The organism is Curtobacterium luteum (assembly GCF_001475545.1).
Classification (GTDB): Bacteria; Actinomycetota; Actinomycetes; order Actinomycetales; family Microbacteriaceae; genus Curtobacterium; species Curtobacterium luteum_A.
Genome location: NZ_LDQC01000008.1, coordinates 1 through 15421 on the forward strand (window position 1 = coordinate 1; position 15421 = coordinate 15421).

Below are 15421 nucleotides of genomic sequence, written 5' to 3' on the forward strand. Positions count from 1 at the left end.
CGCTCAACGTCGGGACGATCGCCGGGGGGGGGGGACCGCCGTCAACGTCGTCCCGGACCGCGCATGGGCGCAGGTCGACCTCCGGACGACGGACCCCCGCTCCGACCCGTCGGTCTGGTGGCGCGAGCAACCGGACCTCGCTTCGGTCGAGACCGAACTCTCCCTGCCCGCGGTGCTCCTCGACCCGGAGGACCCGGAGGTCGTGCGCCTCGGGATCCAGCCGGACGACCGGGTCGTCGGCTACTTCACGGACGCGGCCGTGCTCACCGGCGCGCTCGGGTGCGACCGCGTGGTGCTGCTCGGCCCGGGTCAGACCGACCTGGCGCACAGGCGGGACGAGTCCGTGGCCGTCGAGGCACTGCGCCGGGCCGTCGAGGACTACGGGGAGCTCGTCGTCCGGTGGCACGCGCGGGACACCGCCGATCGGTGACGGCCCGACGGTGCTCAGCGCAGCCAGCGGTAGGCGTACTCCGGTCGGCCGGGCCCGCTGTACCGCACGTCCTTGCCGGCCTGCCCGGCGCCGATGAGGTGCTCCAGGTACCGGCGCGCGGTCACCCGCGAGATGCCGAGCGCATCGGCCACCTCGGACGCCGACGCTGCCCCGTCGGCCTGCACCAGGTGCGCCCGGACCGCGTCCAGGGTCTCCCGGGCGATCCCCTTCTCGTGGTCCGGCGGCGCGGTCGGTCGCAGCGAGCCGAGGCTCTGGTCGATGTCCGCCTGGGTGAGCGACCGTCGGTCCTCGAACCCACGCCGGAACTCGCGGTACGTGGCCAGACGCTCAGCGAAGGTGCGGAAGCTGAACGGCTTGACGAGGTACTGGACGATGCCGAGGGCGATCGCGTTCTTCACCCCGCGGGCGTCGTGTGCGGCGGTCACGGCGATGACGTCGACGGCGGACCCGGCGGTGCGGAGCGCACGGACGAGTTGCAGGCCGTGGGCGTCGGGCAGGTTGAAGTCGAGCAGGACGAGGTCCGGCTGCTCCGCGGCGACGGCGGCCAGCATCGCGCGGCCGGTCGCTGCGGACCCGACGACCGTGAAGCCGTCGAGACGCGCCAGGTACGCCGCGTGCGCCTCGGCGGTCAGGGGTTCGTCCTCGACGATGAGGACCCGCACGGTGTCGGTCACGCGCGCACCCGCCCCGGTGCGAGATCGACCACGAAGGTGCTGCCGTCGGACCCCGTGCTGACGGCGATGTCCCCGCCGGTGCGCGCCACGGCGGACCGGACGAGGTCGAGACCGAAGCCGCGCCCCTCCGGACCCGCGGGCTTGGTGGACCATCCGCGTCCGTAGGCCGCGTCGACGTCGGGGATGCCGGGGCCGTCGTCCTCGACGACGAACCGGGTGCGGCCGCCGGTGGTGGTCACCGTGACGGTCACGGTGCCGCGACGCTCGGCGGTCGCGTCGACGGCGTTGTCGACCAGGTTGCCGAGGACGGTGATGACGTCGCCGGGCGCGGCCGCCACGGGTGCCGTGAGCCCGCTCGTGTCCGCGGTCAGGGCCACCCCGCGTTCGTGGGCCTGCGCTCGCTTGCCGTCGAGCACCGCCGCGATGACGTCGACCGGGGTCTCCGCGACGGCGGCAGCACCGCCACGCGCACCCGTGTCCGCACCCGCGTCGGCGTGGACGGCCGAGTCCGCGCCGCGCGCACCCGTGTCCGCACCCGCGTCGGCGTGGACGGCCGAGTCCGCGCCGCGCGCATCCGCGTGCCGGTCGAGCTCGTCGGATGCGAACCGGATCGCCTCGTCCACGCGCCCGAGCTCGAGGAGTGCGACCACGGCGTGCAGCCGGTTCGCGAACTCGTGCGTCTGCGAGCGCAGGGCGTCGGTGAGGGTCCGGGTCGCCGCGAGCTCGCCCGACACGTGCAGCAACTCGGTCTGGTCCCGGATCGTGGCGACGGTCCCGAGCGGGCGGGACGACCCGCGTGAGAACGCCATCTCCTGGTTGACGACGAGCACCCGGTCAGCCGTCGCGTAGGTCTCGTCCACCGCACGGTCGCCGGAGGCGAGCAGGGTCCGCAGTTCCTCGGGCACGTCGAGCGATGCCAGCGGGACCGGGGGCTGTCCGTCGACCGGCGCCGGCAGGTGCAGTAGTTCCGCGGCGCGGTCGTTGTGCAGCACCACGTCGCCCGAACGGTCGATGACGACGAGCCCCTCGTGGACCGAGTGCAGGACGCCCTCGTACGACGCGAACACCCGCGCGAGCTCCTCGGGCCCGCGCCCGGCGGTGACCCGGCCGAGGTAGCGGCTCAGCAACCACGAGAACAGGGCCGACACCGCGACGACGGCGAGCGCCAGCAGCACGACGGACACCAGCCGTGGCAGCAGCGCCGTCGAGATGTTGGCGACGGTCACCCCCGCGGCCACGAGCCCGATGACCCGACCGTCAGCGTCGGTGATCGGCGTCACCGCCCGCACCGACGGCCCGAGGGTCCCGGTGGAGGTCTCGGTGAACGTCTTCCCCGCGAGGGCCGGCGCGATCGTGCCCCGGAACGGATGCCCGATCTCGGCGCGGTCGGGATGGGTCCACCGGGTGCGGTCAGGCGCCATGATCGTGACGAAGTCGGTGTGCGTGCGGCGCATGAGGTCGAGGGCGTACGGCTCGAGTCGCTCCGACGGATCGGTGGAGGTGGCCTGCTCGACGACGAACGGGTTGCGGGCGATCGAGACCGCGAGGGCCTCGGACTTCTCCGCGGCGTCCGTCTCGAGGTCGGACCGTGCGGACGCCCAGCTCCATGCGCCGCCGACCGCGACGCCGACGACCACGAACACGAGCTGCAGCGCGAACAGCCGTGTGGCGATGCTCCACCGTCTCGGTGCCACTGACGTACCTCCTCGCCTCGTCGCGGGAAGACACCATCCTCGCGTACCGCGGGCCCTCCGCGCATCACCGCCGTGAACGCAATGAACACAAGTCGACGTGGGCACACCGCGCGGGCGAGGGTGTCCCCACTCCCGAGAGGGCGAGCCGACCGGTGCGACGACGCGCCGGCCCCGACGACAAGGAAGTCTCATGGCATCGACGCACCCGTCCAGCACGCGCCCCACGCGGCGTCGCGGCCTGGACCGCTCGCACTGGCTCTACATCGCCGTCATCGTGGCGGTGGCGGCCGGCATCGTGGTCGGACTCGCGGCCCCGGCCTTCGCGGTCGGCCTCAAGCCGATCGGCGACGGCTTCATCGCCCTCATCAAGATGATGATCGCCCCGGTGATCTTCTGCACGATCGTCCTCGGCGTGGGATCCATCGCCAAGGCCGCGACGGTCGGCAAGGTCGGTGGGCTCGCGCTCGGCTACTTCATCGCGATGTCGACCTTCGCGCTCGCCATCGGCCTCGTCGTCGGGAACCTCATCCACCCCGGCGACCACCTCGACATGTCGACCGCGAAGTACGAGCCGCCCGCGGGCTCGACCGAGGACGCCTCGTCGACGTCGGGCTTCCTGCTCGGCATCATCCCCGCCACCCTGGTGTCCTCGCTCACGAGCGGCAGCATCCTGCAGACCCTGTTCGTCGCGCTGCTCGTGGGCTTCGCCCTGCAGGCCATGGGCGAGAAGGGTGCGCCGATCCTGACCGGCATCCGGCACCTGCAGGCGCTCGTGTTCCGCATCCTCGCGATGGTCATGTGGGTCGCCCCGGTCGGTGCCTTCGGTGCGATCGCCGCGGTCGTCGGCGCGACCGGCGTCGCCGCACTGGTGGCCCTCGGCACGCTCATGGTCGCCTTCTACATCACGTGCATCGTGTTCGTCGTCGGGGTGCTCGGCGTGCTGCTCCGCATCGTCACCGGGATCAACATCTTCCGGCTCATGAAGTACCTGGGCCGCGAGTACCTGCTCATCGTGTCGACGTCGTCGAGCGAGGTCAGCCTGCCGCGCCTGATCGCGAAGATGGAGCACCTCGGTGTCTCGAAGCCGGTCGTCGGCGTGACCGTCCCGACCGGGTACTCGTTCAACCTCGACGGCACCGCGATCTACCTGACCATGTCGTCGCTCTTCATCGCCAATGCGCTCGGCACCCCGCTGAACATCCCGGAGCAGATCTCGCTCCTGGTCTTCATGATCATCGCCTCGAAGGGCGCCGCAGGCGTCACGGGCGCCGGTCTCGCGACGCTCGCGGGCGGCCTGCAGGCGCACCGTCCGGACCTCGTGAACGGCGTCGGGCTCATCGTCGGCATCGACCGGTTCATGTCCGAGGCCCGCGCGCTCACGAACTTCACCGGGAACGCGGTCGCCACGGTGCTCGTGGGCACCTGGACGCGGCAGATCGACGAGCAGCAGGTCGAGCGGGTGCTGTCCGGCGCCGCGCCGTTCGACGAGCGCACGATGTCCGCGGACGACCACGGCGCCGCCTCGGCGGCGCCGACCGAGCGGATCTCGACCGAGGCGGTGCGGACCATCGTCGAGCCGGAGCACGAGCGCCCGGAGGCGGCCGCCGAGCGGCGCTGACGTCCTCGACCGGCCTGGAGGCCCGGATCACCGCACGCAGACCTGCTGCGGTGATCCGGGCCTCCAGGCTGGTGCGACCGCACCTGCGTCGGTCAGTCGGCCAGCGTCGTGTAGTACCCGGCGTCCAGGTCCTCGAGGAGCGTCGGGCCCGTCGGCTCCCAGCCGAGGAGCGCGCGCGTCCGCGCGCTCGACGCCGGCTGGTCGCCACCGAGGAGCGCGCCGAAGACGCCGAGCGTCGCGGGGTCGACCGCGTGCGCGGGCAGCCCCGTCTGCCGACTGACGGACTCGGCGACGGCACGCATGGGGACCCCTTCCTCGGCGACGGCGTGCAGGACCGACCGCGACGGCGCGGTTTCGAGGGCGAGCCGGAACAGCTGCGCCGCGTCCTCGACAAGGACCGCCGGCCACCGGTTCGCGCCGTCGCCGACGTACGCGGCGACGCCGAGCTGCCGGTCGAGCCGCACGAGCGAGGCGATGAGGCCGTTCCGGTCCCCCGCTCCGTGCACCGTCCGCGGCATCCGGACGAGGCCGGACCGGATGCCACGATCCGCGAGTGCGAGGACGGCTGCGGCGGTCCGCGACCGTGCGCCGGCGGGACCGTCGGGGTCGAGCGCGTCGTCCTCCGTGGCGGTCCCGGTCGGGTTCGTCGGCGTGCCGGACGCGGCGAAGAAGGCCTTGCCACTGTCCGCCAGCGCATCGGCGAGGGCGGCGACCAGGGCGACCTCGTTGTCGATCGTCTCGTCGAACGAGGCGAAGTCGAGCGTGAACGCCAGGTGGGCCGTCGCGTCCGCGTGCTGGGCCTGCTCGACGATCACGGCGTGGTCGGACACGTCGCCCCGGACCGGGCGGGCACCCAGGACCCGGATGCGCTCAGCGGAGGCGTCGGAACGAGCGAGACCGACGACCTCGTGGCCGTGCGCCACGAGGTCCCGGGTGAGGGCGCTGCCGATCCAGCCCGACGCTCCCGTGATGAAGACCTGCATGTGGTGACTCCTGTCTGGTGCCGTCGTCATCGGCACCATTGAGTGATGAGACTTGGTATCGTCACCGTACACCCGATGAGACCAAGTCGCATCAGGTAGCATGAGCCGGTGGCACGATGGCAACCCGATCCCCGCGGACGACTCCTGCACGCGGCGCTCGAGCTCTTCGCGGAGCAGGGCTACGACGACACGACCGCCGCGCAGATCGCCGAGCGCGCCGGGCTCACGAAGGCCACGCTCTTCCGGCAGTTCCCGGACAAGCGGGAGATCCTCTTCCAAGGGCAGGCGGACACGGTCGAGACCGTGTCGCGCGTCGCGCGGGACGCCCCCACCGGACACACGGACGTGGACGTGGTCGACGACGTGCTCGATGCCCTCGTGGCGGCGCACGTTCCCGAGCAGCAGGCGATCGGCGCGGCGATCACGGCACTGACGGTCGAGCACGAGGCCCTCCGGGAGCGGTACGTTCACAAGCGGTACGTCGTCACCGAGGCGCTCGCGGCGGCGCTGCGGGAACGCGGCGTCCCCGCACACCGGGCGACGGTGCTCGCCTGGACGGCCGTGCGGGGGTACTGGGACGGATTCGAGCGGTGGACCGTCGCGGGTCCGGGTGCGGCGCTCGCGCCGTTCGTGCACGAGGAGGTGCGGGCACTCCGGACGGCGGCGCGGTCGCTCGAGGCGGACGTTCCGCCCGCGGACGCCCGGGCGGCGCGCGCGTGATGTCGCGGAAGCGGCACGCGCTGCTGTGGGGCCTGGCCGCCCTCGGGGCCCCCGTGGTCGGCGCCGCACTGCTCTGGGTGTGGGGTGTCTCCGAGGAGGCGACGCGGGGCACGGCGAGCGGCGCCACCGAGGGGCCGTCACTGACGCTGATGCTCGCGCCGTCGGTCGTCGCGGTGGTGGCGGGAGCGGTCGTCCTCGGCAGCGTGACGCAACCGGTCCGGCCGAGGCAGCTCGGCGCGGGCCTGGCGCTCGTCGCGCTCCTCATCAGCGCCGGCCTCGGTCTCGCGGCGGCGCTCGTCGTGACCGGAGGGCAGCTCTACGTGCCGGGCCCGCTACCGCCGAGTCCCTGACGAGGCGCAGCGGCGCGGACCCGGAGTGGCTGTCGCCGGACCGGAGCGGGGCTTCCTGCACAGCCGAGGGCGCACGAACAGCTGTGGTGGGCCGGTCGAGTCGGAAGCTGAGGTCGCCGGCCATCGGACCATCCTGACCACGGCCACAACCACCCGGCATGACGCTAGTTGCGGTCTACGGCATTCCTCTGCGTCGTCGCTGACGTGTCCGGCAACCGATGGACTAGCGAACGCCCACCACGTCCATACCTGGTCCGTTGTCGGGCCGCCGCTCGAAGCCGTGACGCTCGTAGAACTCAACCCGACCTCTTGCCGCAAAGAGCTGTACGTCGGTCACGCCGCGTCGACGCGCCTCATCTACCAGGCGCCCGAGCACTTCCCCGCCGATACCTGCACCGCGAGCTCGTTCGGTCACGATCATCTCCGTGACGAAGGCGTGAAGCGCCCCGTCGCTGATGAGCCGCCCCATCCCGACCAGACGGCCAGCGTCATCCCGAGCGGTGCAGACGACCCAACTCCCGGACAGGGCCCGCTCGAAGTGGTCGAGGGCCCACTCCGCCCACCCGGTCTCGTCATAGAGCGCCTTGAACTCCATGGCGGTGGGAGCGGAGAGGGAATAGTCCATCCCGAAACGCTACTGCGACACCGTCTCGATAGCCGATCGGCTGGTGAGACAGGTGGTGCTCCTACTGCTGAGCAATCCATTCGTCGACGTAGTCCCTCGAAAGCGCCCGACGTATGTTGAGGCGATGAGCCGAGAGAGCTTCGTCACCGAGCATGGGTCGTCGAGCCGGGCATGCTGCGCACGGAACTGACCGGTCACATCCGAGACGCCGACACAAAGGCCCAGGCGGACGCGTACTACCGATCGATGCCGGTCCTCGAAGCCGACGACGTTGCGGCCGCGGTGCTCTACATGGCGAGCCAGCCCGCCTACGGAGCGGTCGCGGAGATCCTCCTCCGCTCGCCGGCCAGCAAGTCCCGTAGTCGAGACCACCCAAGCTCAGCGGGGTCTCTGACGAGCGAGCGCGCGGGCGAGCTGTTTCGTGGAGGTGAACCCGGCGCGGATCGCTCGGTCGGTGACCGTCAGGGACTCCGTCTCCTCGAGGTGCGCAGCTTCGGCGAGGCGGCGGCGTCCGATCTCGCGGCGGGGGCGGTGCCCATCTGCTTGAACGTGTTCTCGGATACGGCGAGTTCCCGGGCGAGGCGTTCGACGATGAACGCGGGGTCGCGGAATTCGGTCTCGATCACGGCCTGCGCGGCCATGAAGAGGCCGTCCCGAATCTGGCCTATGTCTTTCGGCTGGCGTGGTGCGCTTTCTTCGAGGGTGGCGGCGAGGAGGTTCTCGAATGCGAGGGTCAGTGGCCGGCGAGCCGCGTCGGTGGCCGGGGCCGGGTTCTGCAGGAGGCTGTTCGTCACGAACATCAGCGTCTCGATCCCGGACCCCGTGGTCGGGAGGGGTTCACCGTACTGGAACCGGCCCTTCCCGGTCTGCAGGAACGTGGGCTCGAGGTACCAGACGTACCGGGACGTGCGGGTGACGGTCCGGGTTGTGGTGGGGACTTCTCCATTGAGGAGGATGAGGGTGCCGGGTTCAGTGGGAACGAGCTCCCCGTCACGGCCTGCTTCAACGAGTCAACCGACCCTGCAGCAGTCCCCCTCGACCAGCGTCGGCGGTGGGACCGCAAACGCCGTTCGCAGATGATCTGCGAAGTTGTTCTCCATGTCGCCGCCCCACCCCCAAAACCGGTCCGAAGCGGAAGGATCCTGCTCACGCCGTAAACGTCGCTGACTGCAGCACGTGCACGGCTCCCGCATCAAGGTCATGGCACCGACCGGCCTGACGCCCAGGTTCGAGCGCCTCCCGGCACCCACGACGGAACATGTTCACACTTGACACGTACACACCGCAGGTCTCCCCGGGCCACGGGCGATCGCGCTCGTTGTACCCGTGGTCGACGTCACCCGCACTGACCGGACCTCGAGCATCCGGCGACCAGCGGTCAGCCCGCTCGTGCAGCGGTTCGTGTGGTGGGCGTACTGCCCCGACGTTGCTCGCCGCCGTGAAGCACTTGCGTCCCCGCAGTCCGACGAGACACTCGCCGCGGCGCTGCCGCCGACACTGATCCTCACCGCCGCACACGACACCCTTGCACCAGAAGGGGCAGCACTCGCAGCCACCCTCCGAACGGCTGGCGTGCACGTCGAACACCGCGAGTACCCCGCTGCGGAACGCGACTTCATAGCCGGACGCGACCGCGACGTCGTCCGTGACGCACTCGACCGGACGGCATCGTTCCTGGTCGCGCCAGACGCATAGGACATGCCTCGATGGACGATCGGCGGTTGCAATAGGTCGTTGCAACCGCCAATCGATTACCGGACCCTGCGCAAGCAGGAGCCGTGACACCACCGCCGTTAGTCGATGACGCCCTTACGGAGGAGGAAGCAGCCGTAGGGCCCGGGGTCCGAGGTGCGGATCACCGCGAAGGCGCCTCGAGCGGCTTCGTAGAAGTCAAAGCGTGACAGCGCCTTGATCGCGACTGGTCCGCCAAGGACCCGATTGGCGACGCGTTGCATGGTCTCATGCGCGGCGGCGATGCTCTCCGGCGCGCCGACAACCTCCATCCGTCGGATCGGCGCGTCGACGAAGGTGTCGAGCGGCAGGAGGGACAAGATCGCCGTCGTCGCATGTTCGATGTCGCACCCGGACATGTGTACGACGCTGCCGTGCACCGTATGTGCGGCGATGGACGCCGCCGGGTGGTTGACATCGCAGATCAGGATCTCGTCGCCGTGTCCCATGGACATCAGGACGCTCATCACCTCGGCGTTCAGGACCGGGTCGATTCCCTTCAGCAACGGTCACTCCTTTGCCACGGCGCGGTTGTTGAGCTGGTCGAAGGCCACAGCGACGAGGATGAGGGCGCCGATCGCGATCTGGAGGTAGAACGAGTTGACCGCGAGCAGGTTGCCGCCGTTGTTGAGCACTCCGATGAGGAGCGCGCCACACGCCGCGCCGATCGCACTCCCGCGTGCTCCCGACAGGCTCGCACCGCCGATGACGCACGCTGCGATAGCCTGCAGTTCGAAGCCGGTACCTGCTGTCGGGACGCCCGCTCCGAGGCGAGACGTCAAGAGCACACCACCGACGGCCGAGAGAAGGCCAGCGATCACGTAGACGGAGACCGTGACGAGCTTGACGGGCACGCCGGCGAGACGCGCGGCTTCCGCGTTGGAGCCGACCGCGTAGACGTAGCGCCCGAACACGGTGCGCTTGAGAACGAACGCGGCGGCGGCTGCCAGCAGGACGAACACGATGAGCAGGTTTGGGACTCCGAGGACCGTCCCGTTAGCGAGTTCCTGAAACCCGTCGGGCAGCCCCTGAACGGTGTTGGCGTTCGTGATTACGAGCACGATGCCGCGGGCGATACCCAGCATGCCGAGTGTCGCGATGAACGGTGGCAGCTTGAATCGCGTGACGACGAATCCGGTGAAGAGACCGAGCGCTGCGCCGATGAGCAGTCCGAGCGCGATCGCTGGCACGACAGGGACGCCGTCGACGATGAGCTGAGCGGTGACTGCGCCCGAGAGGCCCAGGATGGACCCAGTCGACAGGTCGATCCCGCCTGTGAGGATCACGAGGAGCTGCCCGATCGCGATGATGCCATAGATCGACACCTGTCGGGCGAGGTTCGCCAGGTTGTTCGCGGTCAGAAAGTCATCACTCAGCAGTGTCAGTGCGCCGAAGACGACGAGCAGGACGACGAGCACGCCGCTCTCGCGTCCGGCGATGCTCCCCAGCGTGGCGACCCTGGGCTTCAGGTTGGTTCGGGCGGTGAGTGGGGCGCTACTGTCCCGCAACGTGCGGATGGTGGTCGTCTCAACGGCTTCGCGCCAGAGGAGTTTCGGCATTGGAGTATTCCTAGGGCTTCTGTCCGACGGCGGTGTCGGATCGGTCGTTGAGGGGAAGCGTCGCGACGCCACTAGCGAGCTGGAGCACGTCTTCCTCGGACGCGCCACGGGGCAGCTCGCCGGCGACGGCGTCCTCGCGCAGGACGACGACACGGTCGGCAAGACCAAGCAGTTCCGGGAGGTACGACGACACGACGACGACGGCAAGGCCCTGGCGAGCGAGAGTGTTGATCACGTCGTACAGCTCGCCCTTCGCGCCGATGTCGATACCCTTTGTCGGCTCGTCGAACATGATCACCTTGGGCTTGGTGAGCAGCCATCGGGCCAGCAGGACCTTCTGTTGGTTGCCGCCGGACAAGGAGGACACAGGCTGGTCGTAGGACCCGGCTCGGATTCGGAGGCTGTCGAGGAGCGCGTCTGCCTTGCTTGCCTGCGAACGCCGCGGCAGCAGACCCTTCCGTGATCCGGACCGAAGACTGGCGATCGTCACGTTCTCGCGGATCGACAATTCCGGGAGGAGCCCGAGCACTTTCCGATCCTCGGTGAGCAGCGCGACTCCAGCGTCCATCATCGCGCGGGGTCCGTCCGGTCGGACAACCTCCCCGTCGATTCGGATCTCGCCCGCTGCGATCGGTTCGGATCCGAAGATACTCAGGAGCAGCTCGCTCCGTCCCGAACCGAGCAGACCGCCGATGCCGAGGATCTCGCCGCCCCGCGCAGCCAGGTCGATTGCTGGGCTGTCCGGAGTCCGCTGCAGACGGGTGACGGTGAGCCGCTCTGGACGTTCCTCGCGGACCTCGTCCGGGTAGAGCGCGGTCACGTCGCGTCCCACCATCGCAGTGATGAGGGTGTCCTCGGTGTAATCGGAGAGCGGACCGCTCTGGGAGAGTTCGCCGTCACGGAGGACGGTCACCCAGTCACCGATCGCGAACATCTCCTCGAGACGGTGAGTGATGTAGAGGATCGCGACGCCGGCGGCCTTGAACCGCCGGATCTGTTCGAGCAGTCGATCGGACTCAGCCTCGGTCAGCGCCGTCGTGGGCTCGTCGAAGACGATTACCTTGACGCGGTCAGCGGTTGCGACCTTCGCAACTTCCACGAGCTGCTTGGTCGCCGCCGGGAGATGCTCGACGGTGGCCGAAGGGTCGACGTCGACGAGGCCGAGGTCGTCGAGAACGTCGCGACACCGGTGGTGAAGCTCACCCGTGCGGACCAGCCCAGACCTGGACGGGAGCCGTCCCATGAACACGTTTTCGGCGACCGTGAGGTGTGGGAGCAGGCTGAGTTCCTGGTACACGGCCTGTACCCCCGCCGACCGGAGCGCCGCCGGTGTTGCGGCCGTCACCGTCTGAGATTCGATTCGAAATTCGCCTGAGTCACGGGGCAGCGCCCCAGTGAGGATCTTGATGAGCGTGGACTTGCCTGCGCCGTTCTCGCCTGCAAGGCAGTGCACCTGGCCGGCAACGAGCTTGAGGGACACTCCGCTGAGCGCCTGCACTGCACCGAACGCCTTGGATACGTCGCGGAGTTGCAGGATTGCGGGGCCGTCGGGGTCGGTGATCGTCACTTATCGACCTCAGCGGTCTGCGGCTTGAGGAGTGTCTTGATGGCAGGGTCGTTCATGTTGTCGCGGTCGACGACGGCCACGCCGGGGTCGAGGACGGCTGGCGGGATGCGGCCCTGAGAGGCCATCGCTGCTTCGACGACGCCCTGGTATCCGAGGAACCACGGGTTCTGCACTACGAGCGCGTCGATGGTGCCTGCCTTGAGCGCAGCGTTCTCGGCCGGGTCCGAATCGAAGGCGACCACAGGGATGGTGTCCGCGGCCTTGTTGTCCTTGATTGCGGTCGCGGCGCCGACACCGGAGCTGTTGTTGTCGGCGAAGACGCCCACGAGGTCTTTGTGTGCCGAGATTGCGTCGTTGACCTGCGATGCCGCCGTGCTGATGTCGTTGTTGTTGTAGTTCTGCAGGCTCGCGTCGATGTCTGGGCAGTCCTTCGCGAGACCGGCCCGGAAGCCCGCGTCACGCTGCTGGTTCGCTTCGATGCCCGCGATCGGCGCCTCAACAAGTACCTTGCCGGTCTTGGTCCCTTGATCCTTGAGGAGCTTGCACATTTTTTCGCCGGCGGAAGTCCCGGCGAGCTCGTTGTTCGTCCCGATGTGACCGTCGACGTCCGCGGTGACCCGCGTGTCGGCCGTGATCACCTTGATGCCGGACTTCCGGGCGGCGTTGACCGAGGCGTTGAGGGCTGTGCTCGAGCTCGGCGCGATGACAATCGCGTCGACACCGCGGGAGACGGAGTTCTCGACGAGCTGAACCTGCCCGGCAATATCGGTCTCGGATGTCGGACCGAAGGTGTTGACGTCGACTCCGTAGTCCTTCGCGGCCGCCTCTGCTCCGGCAAGGAGGGTCTGCCAATATTCGGAGTCGGTCGCGCGGATGATCACGTCGACCTTCGTGCCGGCGGCAGCTCCTGCGGATCCGGAGCTGCGTGCGTCGGCGTTCGAAACGGTGGCTCGTCCGCCGACGACACCGCCGACAACTGCGACGAGAGCGATCGCCACGACGAGGGAGAGGGAGAACACGGTTCTGGTTCGCGCCATTGCGTTGACCTTCTGGGAGGGCGCGGCACTCTGCAGCGCCGCGGATTCGGTGGGAGGGAGGAGTTTCAGTTGTCGACCACGACGGGTTCGCGGCGGCTTCTAGGAGTGGCGTCGGTGGCCGCCTTCTCCGCTGGGGTCTTGAGGAAGGGGGTGAGGATCGCACTGAGGATGTACAAGCCGGCGTAGATGCCGAGCACGCCGCCCGCGCCCAACCAGCCGAAGAACAGTCCGGCGAGGGCCGGTGCAACGAACGCGGAGAGTCCGGCACCGAGGTTGAGTACGGACATCGCCGCCCCCTTGTTGTCCGGGGCCAGCAGCGGGAACAGCGCGGAGAGCGGCACGAAGCCTGCCATCGTCACGCCGCAGAAGCAGAGGACGATCGTCATCAGAGCGACGTTGTGACCGACGATGTGTGGAGCAAAGAAGACCGCGACAAGCACGACGGCGTACGCCACTCCACCGACCCAAACGATCGTGCGGCGCCAGCCGATCTTGTCGCCGACGTACCCGAAGAACAGGTTGGCGAAGATCGCGACGGTGAACACGAGAGACCACATCTGCAGCCACTGCGTGGTCGTGTACCCGAACGAGGCCAGGTAGATCGGCATGAACACCGGGAGGCCGTACTGCGCTAGCCCGTTGATGGTCTTCACGACGAGGCCCATAGAGATCGTCGGACGTCCGATGAGGGTGACGGCTTTGGAGAGTTCCCGAGCACTGAACGGGTGAATCTCGTCCGCCGGGACGGTCGCACGGTTAGCTATCGTGCCAACGAGTGCCCCGATGACCACGAACGCCAGCCCAGTCCAGAGGACCGTAATGTGGCCGAAGGCCGGCAGGGCGAGCGACGAGTAGAAAGGCCCGATGACGCTGAGGCCGAGCGAGAACATGAACCAGAACCAGCCGGCGGCGAGTCCACGGCGTTCGAGAGGGGCGCTGTAGTTGATCCAGGTCAGGAACGAGTAGGCGAACAAGGGGTACCCAAGGCCCCGGATCGCATAGAAGACGAGCATCACCGGCCAATTCAGGGTGGTGACGCCAAACCCGATGAACCCGACGCTGCCGACTAGGAACGCCGCGAGCGCGAGGAGCATGACTTTCCGCGGTCCCATCGTTTGTACGAGGACGCCAGAGAACCACGCGGCGATCGCGACGGTCACTCCGTAAACCGTGATGAGGGCGGCGGTGTCCGACACGGTGACACCGCGGGAAACGAGCCAGGGCGAAATCCACCCCTGTTCGACACCGTCGCCCACCATGAAGAGGACGAGTCCGACGTAGCCCCAGACAAGGTTTCGGGGCAGACCGATGCGGTCGAGGACGCGGTTCACTACAAGCCTTTCGGTTCACGTCATTGGGAATTGAGGCGGGCTCGACCGGCGCAGCACGGTGCGCCGGTCGGGACTGCGGTCAGCCGGCTAGTGCGCCCTGGTACTTTGACGATCCGATGCCAAGGAGCTCGTTTCGGAGTCGCTGCGCCGCGATGCCGTCCTGCGAGCGGATGACCTCGGTGATGCGGTCGACTCCGACTGCCTTGACCTTCTCGAAGAAGAGCTCGACAGTGGCCCGATTGGTCTCCGCCTCGTCCTGCGCGTCCTCGCGAATCGGGAAGGTGTCGAAGTAGATGACGCCGTCCCACTCGTGACGAAGGAGGAAGTAGATCATCTCCATGGTCTCGAACGGGTGAATCGACCCGATCATGAGGCCGTCGTCGTGGGCGTTGTTGCCGTCGTTGAGGTGGATACCGAAGAGCTTGCCCTGCTCGAGGAGCAGCGATGCGCCGAACGCGGGCTGGTCACCAGCCATGAGCATGTGCGCGAAGTCGAGGGTCGCGCCGAGGTTCGGCCGGTCGATGCGATTGATGACGTCGAGCGTCTGGCCGAAGCTGTTGATCATCGAGTGCACTCGCTCCTCGTAGGGCTTGTACTCAATGCTGATGCGGAAGTCGGGCCGGTGGTCGGCAAGTTCCTGGAAGGCGGAGACGATGCGCTGGAGGTCGGCTGCGTAGTCCTTCTGGAACGTGAAGTCGTAGCCGTCGAACCCGAGCCAGACGGTGAGGAGGTCGCTACCGCAGGTAGCCGCGGCGTCGATCGCGTCCTTTGCGAGGTCGATCGCCGCGCGGCGGACGGTCTCGTCCGGGTTGCTGAACTCGCCCGCGACGAACTGCTTGCGGAACCGCGTGGCGTTGCCGTTGAGCGTGAGGCCCAGCTCGTCGAGCAGCGCCTTCATGGCCGCCGGGTCAACGTTCTCGAAGTGCTCAGGGTAGTTGAGGTCGACGTAGTCGACACCCTCCGTCGCAGCGATGCGGCGGAGAGCAGCGGGGACGTCGCCGCCGCTGACGAAGGAGTTGAGGCGCGTTGCGAACTTCATGTGGGTGAAGCTAGCCCCATCTGACAACTGTGGTCAAGTTTT

Annotated in this window: 15 protein-coding genes and 1 pseudogene; 5 read left to right on the forward strand and 11 right to left on the reverse strand. The window is 68.5% G+C overall.

The features are described from left to right. The coding region (locus NS184_RS18130; protein WP_242862935.1) for a hypothetical protein at window positions 1-430 on the forward strand (430 nt) is incomplete at its 5' end. A gap of 14 nt (window positions 431-444) precedes the next feature. Here NS184_RS18130 and NS184_RS01285 read toward each other — a convergent pair. Both NS184_RS01285 and NS184_RS01290 read right to left on the reverse strand, forming a co-directional pair. Beyond that, window positions 445-1125, reverse strand: a complete 681-nt coding sequence (locus NS184_RS01285; RefSeq protein ID WP_083513349.1) for a response regulator — start codon at window positions 1123-1125, stop codon at window positions 445-447. Further along, window positions 1122-2819, reverse strand: coding sequence for a sensor histidine kinase (locus NS184_RS01290; protein WP_058724338.1), 1698 nt, complete (start codon window positions 2817-2819; stop codon window positions 1122-1124). The genes NS184_RS01285 and NS184_RS01290 overlap by 4 nt, the downstream gene beginning before the upstream one ends. A 190-nt stretch (window positions 2820-3009) precedes the next feature. Between NS184_RS01290 and NS184_RS01295 the strand changes: the two genes are divergently transcribed. Then, entirely contained in the window at window positions 3010-4437 is a 1428-nt protein-coding gene (locus tag NS184_RS01295; RefSeq protein ID WP_058724339.1) for a cation:dicarboxylate symporter family transporter, read from the forward strand. A gap of 92 nt (window positions 4438-4529) precedes the next feature. Here the strand turns inward: NS184_RS01295 and NS184_RS01300 are convergent, their stop codons facing one another. Further along, entirely contained in the window at window positions 4530-5420 is an 891-nt protein-coding gene (locus NS184_RS01300) for an NAD-dependent epimerase/dehydratase family protein (RefSeq protein ID WP_058724340.1), read from the reverse strand. Between the two features lie 108 nt (window positions 5421-5528). Between NS184_RS01300 and NS184_RS01305 the strand changes: the two genes are divergently transcribed. Both NS184_RS01305 and NS184_RS17645 read left to right on the forward strand, forming a co-directional pair. Further along, on the forward strand, window positions 5529-6140 hold the full coding sequence (locus tag NS184_RS01305) for a TetR/AcrR family transcriptional regulator (RefSeq protein ID WP_058724341.1): 612 nt from the start codon (window positions 5529-5531) through the stop codon (window positions 6138-6140). Further along, complete coding sequence (locus NS184_RS17645) at window positions 6140-6490, forward strand: hypothetical protein (protein WP_058724342.1); 351 nt, start codon at window positions 6140-6142, stop codon at window positions 6488-6490. Before NS184_RS01305 ends, NS184_RS17645 begins: the two co-directional genes overlap by 1 nt. A gap of 223 nt (window positions 6491-6713) precedes the next feature. On the opposite strand, the gene NS184_RS01315 is transcribed toward NS184_RS17645, so the two are convergent. Both NS184_RS01315 and NS184_RS01320 read right to left on the reverse strand, forming a co-directional pair. Beyond that, window positions 6714-7115 carry a GNAT family N-acetyltransferase gene (locus tag NS184_RS01315; RefSeq protein ID WP_058724343.1) on the reverse strand — a complete coding sequence of 134 codons (402 nt, stop codon included), beginning with the start codon at window positions 7113-7115 and terminating at the stop codon, window positions 6714-6716. Between the two features lie 461 nt (window positions 7116-7576). After that, entirely contained in the window at window positions 7577-7909 is a 333-nt protein-coding gene (locus NS184_RS01320) for a hypothetical protein (RefSeq protein ID WP_152997995.1), read from the reverse strand. 502 nt (window positions 7910-8411) lie between these two features. Here NS184_RS01320 and NS184_RS01325 point away from each other — a divergent pair. Beyond that, window positions 8412-8810: pseudogene (locus NS184_RS01325) on the forward strand (alpha/beta hydrolase fold domain-containing protein); the annotation flags it as partial. A 98-nt stretch (window positions 8811-8908) separates the two neighbouring features. Here the strand turns inward: NS184_RS01325 and NS184_RS01330 are convergent. The 6 genes from NS184_RS01330 to NS184_RS01355 form a co-directional block, all read right to left on the reverse strand. After that, window positions 8909-9352 carry an RbsD/FucU family protein gene (locus tag NS184_RS01330; protein WP_058724346.1) on the reverse strand — a complete coding sequence of 148 codons (444 nt, stop codon included), beginning with the start codon at window positions 9350-9352 and terminating at the stop codon, window positions 8909-8911. A gap of 3 nt (window positions 9353-9355) precedes the next feature. After that, complete coding sequence (locus tag NS184_RS01335; protein ID WP_058724347.1) at window positions 9356-10405, reverse strand: ABC transporter permease; 1050 nt, start codon at window positions 10403-10405, stop codon at window positions 9356-9358. Window positions 10406-10415: 10 nt separating this feature from the next. Further along, the gene (locus NS184_RS01340; RefSeq protein WP_206556243.1) at window positions 10416-11972 is read right to left on the reverse strand and encodes a sugar ABC transporter ATP-binding protein; all 1557 of its coding nucleotides are present in this window, start codon (window positions 11970-11972) and stop codon (window positions 10416-10418) included. Beyond that, complete coding sequence (locus tag NS184_RS01345; protein ID WP_206556244.1) at window positions 11969-12853, reverse strand: ABC transporter substrate-binding protein; 885 nt, start codon at window positions 12851-12853, stop codon at window positions 11969-11971. The genes NS184_RS01340 and NS184_RS01345 overlap by 4 nt, the downstream gene beginning before the upstream one ends. A gap of 221 nt (window positions 12854-13074) precedes the next feature. Continuing rightward, window positions 13075-14340, reverse strand: coding sequence for an MFS transporter (locus NS184_RS01350; RefSeq protein ID WP_058724349.1), 1266 nt, complete (start codon window positions 14338-14340; stop codon window positions 13075-13077). A gap of 79 nt (window positions 14341-14419) precedes the next feature. Then, window positions 14420-15379, reverse strand: coding sequence for a sugar phosphate isomerase/epimerase family protein (locus NS184_RS01355; RefSeq protein ID WP_058724350.1), 960 nt, complete (start codon window positions 15377-15379; stop codon window positions 14420-14422). Window positions 15380-15421: the final 42 nt, after the last annotated feature.

Bases quoted from the DNA above. Each gene is read 5' to 3' on its own strand.
- NS184_RS01295 (WP_058724339.1), top strand. From the start codon at position 3,010: ATGGCATCGACGCACCCGTCCAGCACGCGCCCCACGCGGCGTCGCGGC.
- NS184_RS01300 (WP_058724340.1), bottom strand. From the start codon at position 5,420: ATGCAGGTCTTCATCACGGGAGCGTCGGGCTGGATCGGCAGCGCCCTC.
- NS184_RS17645 (WP_058724342.1), top strand. From the start codon at position 6,140: ATGTCGCGGAAGCGGCACGCGCTGCTGTGGGGCCTGGCCGCCCTCGGG.
- NS184_RS01315 (WP_058724343.1), bottom strand. From the start codon at position 7,115: ATGGACTATTCCCTCTCCGCTCCCACCGCCATGGAGTTCAAGGCGCTC.
- NS184_RS01335 (WP_058724347.1), bottom strand. From the start codon at position 10,405: ATGCCGAAACTCCTCTGGCGCGAAGCCGTTGAGACGACCACCATCCGC.
- NS184_RS01355 (WP_058724350.1), bottom strand. From the start codon at position 15,379: ATGAAGTTCGCAACGCGCCTCAACTCCTTCGTCAGCGGCGGCGACGTC.